This window comes from Leptolyngbya sp. FACHB-711 (genome assembly GCF_014695615.1).
Lineage (GTDB): Bacteria > Cyanobacteriota > Cyanobacteriia > Elainellales > Elainellaceae > Leptolyngbya_A.
Genome location: NZ_JACJOR010000170.1, coordinates 1 through 8,221 on the forward strand (window position 1 = coordinate 1; position 8,221 = coordinate 8,221).

Genomic DNA, 8,221 nt, shown 5'->3' on the forward strand with positions numbered 1-8,221 from the left:
TAGCACTCACTGAATACACAAGGTACATCGGCACAACAGATATTGTTTCATCTGAACTTGCGGATATGCGGCTATGCGGATAAAATCAGAATAATCTTAGTAAGGTTAACCTATGGTCACACTCACCGATGACGAAGTTGCATTGATTCGATCGCTTCTCGCTGCCCTGCGATCGATAAAAGTGCGGGATATCGATAAAGCGATGGTGATTTTGTCCAAGCGCGATCGCCAGGAGCCCTGCTGATGCTGATGTTGAATGATGCTCAGGCAATGATTGTGCGCTCTCTTTTGACCAAAATGCTGATTAATGACACCTATTCTGTAAGCCAGCTTGAAGAAGCCCTCACCTGGTTTGAGCGAGAAGACAGCAAAGTTTCCTGCCCGTTTGAGCAGGTGTGGAGTAAACAGCTCGCGCAGGAGATTGTGCAGGCTTTGAAAAATCAGAGTTAGAAATTCAGAGTTAATCGCAACAATGCTTTTGATTCACCCATGAACCTCTTCTAACTGGAGAGGCTTTTTCATCTTAGAAGCGGTTTAAAAACAATTAGACCCCAAGCCGGAGCCTGGAGTCTGGTGTTTATAACTATCAACCTAATCGTGGGGTTGATGATTTTTGAAAAACTGGCTATATCAGGGCGCCAGCAGCTTTTATCTATATATCTATGATTGCTTAGCGCACCCTTCTTGAGTAGGGGAATTTTACCCATTGATCCCCCCATTTAATTTGGGTAAGCGCTTTAGAATGATTTAAGGTTTGTGTTAAGTTTGTTTACTTTGCGGCATGACGTTCTGCTGGTAATAAATAGGAGCCAACCCAATCTGAATTAAGCTCAATCCATACTCAAGCCTTTGTAAGTTTTGGGGCGCGATCGGCTTGCAACTGGAGCTTCTTCAATTTTGCGGGCTTCCACCTGATGAGACTGGAAGAATTTTTGCCATTCCTGGGGAGCGTCCAGGGTCTCGCCGCCATGTTTGGTGAGGCGTTTTCGTACTTGGCACAGCACAGGCGTATTGACGCAGGCTCCTGAGATGATGACCTGTCCTTTGGTGAGGGAGGGAAGTTCCTTGAGCAGATCGCGTCCGGCGGCTTCTACCCCGTATTTGAGGCTGTCCTGGTCTACCGGATTCACGATTCGCATAATGAACTGACTCATACACTGCGACAGCACATCCGCATCGAGCTTGCCGGGACGCTGGGTAATCAGCCCCATGCCCAAGCCGAACTTTCGTCCTTCGCTAAGAATCGTTCGCAGAATCATTTTGCAGCGCGAGGGTTCGTGGGCGGGTGCAAATCGGTGGGCTTCCTCGATCAAGACAAACACCGGATAAGGCAAGTAATTCTCGTCGTCTGGGGTAATTAGCTCCTTTTGGGTGTTCATGCGTGCCTGGTTTGCCTGCCGCAGCACTGCCGCGCAAATCACCTGCTGTTCCTCCTGGCTAATTTCGTTCATTTGCAAAACGGTGACTTGTCCGGGTGCAAAGAGATCCTTGGGCGAAAGGTGTTGCATGGTGTCGAAATAGGACGATCGCGCCAGTTTTTCCAGCTTCCACTCGATCGCCGGAGCCGAGGTTCCCACTTTTTCGTTGCCTTCGTCGTCCTGGGTGCGATCGGCTTCAAACACAGCCGCAATCAGATCCTGCACTCCCCAGCGGTAATCTCCATAGCGGTGCTTGCGGACAATCACAAACGCCTTATTCAAAATCGACTGCTGACGATCGCTCATTTCCGGCAGCAAGGTCAAAATATCGTAGTAGTCCAGCGACGAGATGCGGATTTTCACATCTTCGGGCGTCAGAACTTTGACCTGGGGCGCGTAGCCGTCGGGGGCAGTGAAGGCAGGGTGTCCACGCAGTTCTGCCAGCGTGCCGTATTCACCGTGAGGGTCAAAAATCAGGACGGCAGCGCGGTTGTGGGGCGACAACAGTTCTTCGACCAGCACGCCTGCGGTGTAGGATTTCCCGGAGCCTGTACCTGCCAGGATGGCCATGTGGGTGCTGACGAGTTCCTTGACATCCAGGGCGATCGGCACTGCCTGGGGATCACGCAGTAGCAGCGAACCAATATGGGCAGACCCGATGGCTCCGGGCTGCTTTTTGCTCAGAACTTCTTTGAGGCGATCGTTGGTTGCCAAATAAACCTTTGCCCCCGGATCGGGCGTGAGTCGGGGGTTCATAAACCCTAATGCCGGATGAAAATGACCAATCACCTCGACCGTCACTTCGTAGATCTCCGGGTTGGGATGGACAAAACCCACCAGCGCGGCGATCGTTTCCGGGCTGATTTCCGTATCGGCAAAAATGCGATCGGGCAAATGATCCAGCAGGCGGCGATCGGAAATTTTCCCCAGGATTTGCAGTACCAACGGTTCAGAGCCGTTTTCTCCCGACATGGTGGCTTGGTAATAAACAAATTCACCGATTTTGACCTGACGGTTATCGGCAGTAATGAAAACGTACTGGTTGCCGTTCTCCCCCGGTCCTTTGACCGTGCCAATTACTGGAGCCATCGCGATACGAGTAGGGGCTGAAACCATAGGGAATGCGATCGTTCTTGCTTATCGGTTTGCTGAGCGTTTGCAAAAAATCAGCGTACTGAATCATAGCGGGAATTCACGGATCTGGTTTCGCGGTCAGAGCGGTTAGTTTAGACCCGCAGGGGTTATGGTCGAAGATCAGATCAAATGAACTCCTTTCCCATCATCATAGGAAAAGAACAGGTGATCTATCTCAAATCTACTCAATTTAGTTATTTTGATGAGTTCTGAGAAACCCATTTTGCAAATCGAATCAGGTAGCATTAACGGAAAATGTAGGTGATCATAAGGTAAAGGTTGGGCATCATTCCTGAGGCATCCGCTCACGATCGCTGCTCTGCCGTTAATTTCCCCAGTTTTGTTAAGGGATTGCCTAGCGCAAGTCATCCAACGCCCCTCCAGCACTGAAGTTTATTTCACCGAATCTATGGAAGCGAAGTCTGAACTGCAAGCTGATTTCATCACCCTCGACCCCGTAGAAAACGAGGAGACGGTTGCAGAACCGATCGATTCAGCAGACGTAGAGGTTTCGACCGATCGCGCTGAGGGACGGCATCGCCAGCTTTCCGCCCGGATTCGACTGACCTACCCACCAGAGCAGCTCTGGCAGATTTTGACGGACTACGATCGTCTGGCAGACTTTGTGCCCAACCTGGCAAAGAGCCAGCGACTTTCTCATCCGCACCGCATTCGCATCGAGCAAATCGGCGCAGAAAAATTCCTCAATTTCAAGTTCCGGGCGCGAGTTGTGCTGGATATGGTGGAAAGTTTCCCCAATCGGATCGCGTTTCAGATGGTGGAAGGAGACTTCAAGGAATTTTCGGGAAGCTGGGATTTGCTGCGCTTAAACGATCGCCTCACCGAGCTAAGCTACACAATTCGGGTGCTGCCGCCTCGCACCATGCCGATCGGGCTGATCGAACGACGGCTGAAACGTGGGTTTGTGGTGAATTTGTGTGCGATTCGCGATCGGGCGCAGGAGCTGTTTGAGGAAGGGGCGATGGTGGGCAAGTAGAAGAGCGGGTGCGTGGATGAATGAGTGGATGGACGGGAAAGTCCCGGCGAATTTAGTGAATTAGTAAACTCGCGATCTTGGTCAAATCTACATTACCGCCGCTAATCATTACGCCTACTCGGCTTCCGGGAGCCTTCACTATACCTTCTAGCAGAGCAGCGGCTGCCAGTGCACCTGTTGGCTCGACCACAATTTTGAGCCGCTCCCAGAGAAATGCCATCGATCGCAGCAGTGCTTCATCGCTCACCGTTACCATGTCCTGCACATGGCGCAGCACCAGCGGAAAGGTGAGTTTGCCCAGGAAAGGTGTTCTGGCTCCGTCGGCGATCGTGTCGGGGTTCTGAACGGTTTGCAGGGTACGGGTATAAAACGATCGGGTAGCATCGTCAGCCGCAGCCGGTTCGACACCAATCACGCGACACTGAGGCGAGAGCGCATGAGCGGCGATCGCACACCCAGAAAGCAACCCACCCCCGCCACAGCAAACCAGCAGCAGATCGAGCGATCCAACCTGTTCAATCAGCTCTTTGGCTGCCGTGCCCTGTCCGGCAATAATGTCTGGATGATCATAAGGTGGGATTACGGTTGCCCCTCGTTCGATCGCGATTTGCTCACAGAGTTCTTCCCGTTTTACAGAAGCGCGATCGTACAAAATCACTTCTGCACCATAGCTGCGGGTTGCCGCCTGTTTCACGGTAGGAGCGTCCTGAGGCATAACGATCGTGGTGGGAATATTCAGAATTTGTCCTGCTAACGCCATTCCCTGAGCGTGATTGCCCGACGAGAAAGCAAGAACGCCGCGCTGCTTCTGTTCGGGCGTGAGCTGGGATAAAGCGTTAAATGCGCCGCGAAACTTAAAAGACCCGGTGCGCTGAAAGTTTTCGCACTTAAAAAAGACTTGTGCCCCGGTGCGATCGTTTACCGTGCGGGATCCGAGAACAGGCGTAATCTGAGCGCGATCGACAAGTCGGGCGGCAGCTTGCTCGATCGCCGCATAGGAAATTTCTGAATCAGGAATCGCTGTTTCGGAAGCTGAGAGCGTCATCGACGGCTTATCGCAATCCCGGCTCGATCTGGCTAATGGGAATAAAGCATTCCTTGGGCAGCAGGACGGGCTTACCGTTGAAAATCAGCTTGCCACGCAGGCTAAATCGATCGATCGCCACGCCAAGCGGACGCTGCACTTCATCGGGATGCACTTCGTAATAGGTGCGGTAGATATTGCGGGCTGCCTGCAACAGCGAGGGGTCGAGCAGGGCAGAAAGACTGCCTTCTTCAACAGGGATGCCTGCGGGAACTGCGGGCCGGGATGCATAGACCATGAGAATTGCCTCTGGCGTAACTCGACCTAGACTCTAATCGATTTATGGAATTCCAGCAAGGGATAGCCACAATTTTTTCGGCATTTTAGCAAAATAGGGGGCTAGCCCAGAGCCGATAGCAATGCCTCACCCATCGCCTGACAGCCGACTGCCTTCATCCCTTCGGACATAATATCGCCCGTGCGGTAGCCCATATCCAGCACTTTGAGAACTGCTTGCTCGATGCGATCGGCAGCTTCCGGTTCATTCAAGCCATAGCGCAGCATCATTGCGCCACTAAGCACCTGGGCGATCGGGTTTGCCTTGTCCTGTCCAGCAATGTCAGGAGCGGAACCGTGAACGGGTTCAAACAAGCCCGGACCCGATGACCCCAGGCTAGCAGAGGGCAGCATGCCAATACTTCCCGTCAGCATAGCGGCAGCGTCAGAGAGAATATCGCCAAATAGATTTCCGGTAACGATCGTGTCAAACTGCTTGGGGCTACGAACCAACTGCATCGCCGCATTATCCACATACAGATGAGACAGCTCCACGTTGGAGTATTCGCTCGCAAGCTGGGTCATTCGTTCCCGCCAGAGCTGAGAGACTTCCAGCACGTTCGACTTATCCACTGAGCAGAGCCGTCCTTTGCGCTTTTGAGCCGTTTCAAAGGCAACTCGCCCGATGCGATCGATCTCCCCTTCCGAGTACACCATCGTATTCACGCCGCGCCGCTCTCCGGTTTCTGACGCAAAAATGCCCCTCGGTTGCCCAAAATAAATGCCGCCTGTCAGTTCGCGCACCACCATAATGTCCACCCCTTCCACGACTTCTCGCTTCAGACTGGAGGCATCGATGAGCTGCGGCAAAATTGTCGCCGGACGTAGATTTGCGAATAGCTCCATACCCGCCCGCAAATTCAGCAAACCCTTCTCCGGTCGCTGAGCATTGGGTAACGTATCCCACTTATAGCCGCCGATCGCCGCCAGTAGGACTGCATCGCTATCTTTACAGGTTGCCAGGGTTTCCTCGGGCAAAGGATTTCCGGTTGCGTCGATCGCTGCCCCGCCCACCAGAGCCTCTTTGAACTGAAACCCAATCCCTGAAAGCTCGCCGACCCGCTTCAGCACTGCTACAGCGACAGTCATAATTTCGGGACCAATGCCATCGCCCGGTAACAGCGTGATGCGGTATTGCTTCGTCATGGTGGTTAGAAGGGTGTTAGAGAACTAAGGTAGAAGGCGATCGACGCTAAAAACTCGCGGATCGTATTGTACCGAAGAAGCGACACCCTGTTGATAGCTGCGTTTACTGCTTTGCCTTATGAATTGCGGCTTTTAGCTCTTCGCGCGACATTTTGCTGCGTCCTGCAATTTGCAATTCTTTTGCCTGCTCGTACAGTTCCTTCTGGCTCAGGCTATCTTCTGAATCATTTGAATCATTCGATTTGTCTTTCTGCTGAGACTGCTTTTTGTCGGTCTTGTCAGACTGCTTGGTTTCAGACTGCTTCGACTCAGACTGCTTTTTGCTGGCTTGTTTTTTATCGGAAGTCTTGTTCTCAGGATCTTTCTCAGAGCCTTTCTTGTCAGGCTGCTGCTCGCCTGAATCGGGGTGATGCTCGGCTTCGACTTCGTGCAGGGCACGTTTGATTGCAGGCGTATAGCCAACGTGCTGTTCACCGTGCTTTGAAGCTTCCTCTTTGGTACGCTCTGCTTCCGCCTTTTCCTCGTCGGTCAACTTTTCCCAGACTTCCTTTGGCAGATACCGTTTCGTAACATTGCCTTCGCGGGCACGATCGTCACCCTCTTCCGTTTGCCAGTCTTGCTCCGACCATGCTTCAAGCGATCGAGCGGCTTCGTCTTTTTCGCCCTTATAGCCGCCGCCGTGCTGCTCGTATTCCCGCACTAAAAGCTGACTTTTGCGGGCTGACCACTGCCCCGGTTCGCCGCCCTTGTCCAATGCCATGATTTCATCTTTGAGCCGTCGTCGCAGTTCAGGGTCGGTGTATTTTTCGTCGTAATCGTCGTGATGTTTTTCTTGGTGTTTGGTCATTGCCTGTATTCCTTCGATCGCTTACGGTTGCTACTGTTGCGTACCCTAGACAGCGCGATCGAGTGTTTTCGTCTGTCGATCGAAGGAAATTCGGACAGGAATTCAGGCAGGCAGAAGACGCTAGGGCAAGCGTCGCTCTCGCAGCAGAAATTCAACCTTGGGTAGGAGCGGATCAGTAACAATGCCGCAGCCTTCAAAGCTCCACCGTTTCAGCAAACTGCCAAGCTGGGTTTTGGGGATTGATTCGACAGCAAAGCGATCGGCGAGTTCGCGGGCATGGCTGTTGAGATAGCTGAGGGCATCGGCATGTTCACCAAACAGCAGCACAAATCCGGCAGAAGGCTGTTCTGGCAAATCGTCTGATCGAGCGGCATCGGCACGGCGAGGGCGGGCAACGAGGTACTGTCCATCCTGGCGCGATCGAATCAGGTAAAAGGTATCGGCAAACATCTCGCTCACGCTCTGGGGTATTCGCCTATTATCCTCCGTGAGTCTCTACTTCTGATGAAGAGGTTTGCGCTAGGTTAAAAAGAAAAGCAATCACAAGAGGCGATCGTGGCAGAGGACAATACAGAACTGGCGCGGGAACAGTATCAGGCAGGGCAGGCAGCCTTTGAGCGAGGGGAATATCGCCGATCGGTCGAGTTTCTGGAAAAGGCGGTGAATCTGGCGGGACGAAATTCCACGTTGGGCGGCGAGTCCCAGATCTGGCTGGTGACGGCATATCAGGCAAACGGACAGCAAACCGAAGCGATCGCCCTGTGTGAGCAGCTCCAAAACCATCCCAACTTAAAAACGCGCAAAGAAGGTAGCCGATTGCTCTACATTCTCAAGGCTCCCGAACTAAAGCGCCGCGAAGAATGGATGACGAAGATTCCCGATTTATCTGGCGTTGCTGATGCCGAGGAGCGCAACAAGGCGATGTCTGCCTATCCGGCTCCTACTGCGCGTCCTGCCCGTCCCCAACCGCAGGCAGAGCTGGAGCCGATCGATCTGAGCCAGGTGGACACAAAGGACAACGGCTTTATCTGGGTGGCACTGGGGGTGATCGGGCTAATTCTGGGGGGACTCGTCTGGCTGAGCCAGCATTAGAATTGGGATAGTCCTCAGATTGCGCTTACCGTGAACGATTCGATTCTTCAACAAATTCTCGACCTTGCCGCCCAGCGAACTGATGCTGCCGAAGTCTATTTTGTCTCCAGTCAGGATACGCCGATCGAGTTTGAAAACAATCGGCTAAAGTCGCTGCAAACGAAAGCCGTTCAGGGCGTTGCGCTGCGGGTCATTCGCGAGGGACGATTGGGCTTCGCCAGTTCCAC

Annotated in this window: 11 protein-coding genes; 5 read left to right on the forward strand and 6 right to left on the reverse strand. The window is 52.9% G+C overall.

What is annotated here, in order from left to right; translation table 11 throughout:
- Positions 1-112 precede the first annotated feature (112 nt).
- Together H6F80_RS30270 and H6F80_RS05825 are read left to right on the forward strand one after the other, a co-directional pair.
- Positions 113-244, forward strand: coding sequence for a hypothetical protein (locus tag H6F80_RS30270; protein WP_277879050.1), 132 nt, complete (start codon positions 113-115; stop codon positions 242-244).
- Entirely contained in the window at positions 244-450 is a 207-nt protein-coding gene (locus H6F80_RS05825; protein WP_190790650.1) for a hypothetical protein, read from the forward strand. Before H6F80_RS30270 ends, H6F80_RS05825 begins: the two co-directional genes overlap by 1 nt.
- A 380-nt stretch (positions 451-830) precedes the next feature.
- Here H6F80_RS05825 and H6F80_RS05830 read toward each other — a convergent pair whose 3' ends face one another.
- Positions 831-2,534: an ATP-binding protein gene (locus H6F80_RS05830; RefSeq protein ID WP_190790651.1), complete on the reverse strand. Its 1,704-nt coding sequence runs from the start codon at positions 2,532-2,534 to the stop codon at positions 831-833.
- Between the two features lie 427 nt (positions 2,535-2,961).
- Between H6F80_RS05830 and H6F80_RS05835 the strand changes: the two genes are divergently transcribed.
- A complete protein-coding gene (locus H6F80_RS05835; protein ID WP_190790652.1) occupies positions 2,962-3,549 on the forward strand; it encodes an SRPBCC family protein in 588 nt (195 codons plus the stop codon).
- Positions 3,550-3,601: 52 nt separating this feature from the next.
- Here the strand turns inward: H6F80_RS05835 and H6F80_RS05840 are convergent, their stop codons facing one another.
- From H6F80_RS05840 to H6F80_RS05860, 5 genes are all read right to left on the reverse strand, one after another.
- Positions 3,602-4,594: a threo-3-hydroxy-L-aspartate ammonia-lyase gene (locus H6F80_RS05840; RefSeq protein WP_190790653.1), complete on the reverse strand. Its 993-nt coding sequence runs from the start codon at positions 4,592-4,594 to the stop codon at positions 3,602-3,604.
- Positions 4,595-4,601: 7 nt separating this feature from the next.
- Positions 4,602-4,871 carry a hypothetical protein gene (locus H6F80_RS05845; RefSeq protein ID WP_242067187.1) on the reverse strand — a complete coding sequence of 90 codons (270 nt, stop codon included), beginning with the start codon at positions 4,869-4,871 and terminating at the stop codon, positions 4,602-4,604.
- 101 nt (positions 4,872-4,972) lie between these two features.
- Positions 4,973-6,055 (reverse strand): 3-isopropylmalate dehydrogenase, encoded by a 1,083-nt coding sequence (gene leuB / locus H6F80_RS05850; RefSeq protein WP_190790654.1) that lies wholly within the window; start codon positions 6,053-6,055, stop codon positions 4,973-4,975.
- 103 nt (positions 6,056-6,158) lie between these two features.
- Positions 6,159-6,902, reverse strand: coding sequence for a hypothetical protein (locus H6F80_RS05855; protein ID WP_190790655.1), 744 nt, complete (start codon positions 6,900-6,902; stop codon positions 6,159-6,161).
- Positions 6,903-7,022: 120 nt separating this feature from the next.
- Complete coding sequence (locus H6F80_RS05860; RefSeq protein WP_190790658.1) at positions 7,023-7,352, reverse strand: hypothetical protein; 330 nt, start codon at positions 7,350-7,352, stop codon at positions 7,023-7,025.
- Positions 7,353-7,457: 105 nt separating this feature from the next.
- On the opposite strand from H6F80_RS05860, the gene H6F80_RS05865 reads away from it, so the two are divergent.
- The gene (locus H6F80_RS05865) at positions 7,458-7,994 is read left to right on the forward strand and encodes a hypothetical protein (protein WP_190790656.1); all 537 of its coding nucleotides are present in this window, start codon (positions 7,458-7,460) and stop codon (positions 7,992-7,994) included.
- Positions 7,995-8,024: 30 nt separating this feature from the next.
- Positions 8,025-8,221, forward strand: a 197-nt coding sequence (locus H6F80_RS30630) for a PmbA/TldA family metallopeptidase (protein WP_347277830.1), incomplete at its 3' end; no start/stop codon positions are given.